We start from the raw sequence: 890 nt of genomic DNA on the forward strand, positions 1-890 counted from the left end.
GCCCGGGATCCCTCCCGACACGTGCCGCCACGGCAATGGAGAGTGTTGAAACGGTCCCGTGACAAGGCGGCGTCCGAGCTGTTCGCCGCCCTCTATCCGCGCCTCGCCGGCTGGTGCCGCCGGCTCGTCGACGACGACGAGACGGCCCACGAGATCGCCTCGGAGGCGTTCACCCGGCTCTGGGCCCGCTGGACGTCCGTGGAGGAACCCCGCGGCTTCCTCTACGTCACGGCGGCCAACCTCGTCCGGGACCACTGGCGCAAGCTGGAGCGCGAGCGCAAGGCCCTGCGCCGCGCCACCGCGGAAGCCGCCACCCGCCCCCACACCGAACAGGCCGACCCGTCGGTGCGCCTGCTCGTCCAGTCCCTGCCGGAACGGCTGCGCGTCCCGATCCTGCTGCACTACTACGCTGACATGCCGGTCCGGGAGGTGTCCGTACTGACCGGGCGCAAGGAAGGAACCGTCAAGGCCGACCTCCACGCAGCCCGCGAACTGCTCCGCGCCCACCTGAGGAGAAGCCTTGACCACACGCCTTGACGACGGCTCGGAGTACGAACCCGACGACCCGCTCACGGTGATCCTGCGCCCCACCACCGACCATCTGAGCCCGCCCCCCGGCCGATACGAGGCCATCCGCCGCACCGCCACCCGTCGCCGACTGCTCCGCACCGCGGCCGGGGTCGGCCTGGCCTGCGCCGCCGCGGCTCTCATCGCGCTGCCGCTCAACCTGGTGACACGCGAGACACATGAGTCACCCGCGCCCCCGACGGTCCCCCTCGTCCCGCCGGCCACCAGCGGTCGTACCGCGCACCCGACCCCGGAACCGAAGCCGCCGACCCCGACGGCGACCTCCACCCCGTCGGAGTCGCCCGGCCGCGTCAGCCCCCGCC

Annotated in this window: 2 protein-coding genes; both read left to right on the forward strand. The window is 73.1% G+C overall.

Features of this window, described 5'->3' with window-relative positions; translation table 11 throughout:
- Positions 1–45 precede the first annotated feature (45 nt).
- Positions 46–537: an RNA polymerase sigma factor gene (locus tag CCN51_RS52000; RefSeq protein ID WP_014176581.1), complete on the forward strand. Its 492-nt coding sequence runs from the start codon at positions 46–48 to the stop codon at positions 535–537.
- On the forward strand, positions 521–890 hold a 370-nt coding region (locus CCN51_RS52005; protein WP_086861306.1), incomplete at its 3' end, for a hypothetical protein. The genes CCN51_RS52000 and CCN51_RS52005, both read left to right, overlap by 17 nt.

Origin of the sequence: Streptomyces milbemycinicus (genome assembly GCF_002154605.1) — a bacterium.
Classification (GTDB): Bacteria; Actinomycetota; Actinomycetes; order Streptomycetales; family Streptomycetaceae; genus Streptomyces; species Streptomyces milbemycinicus.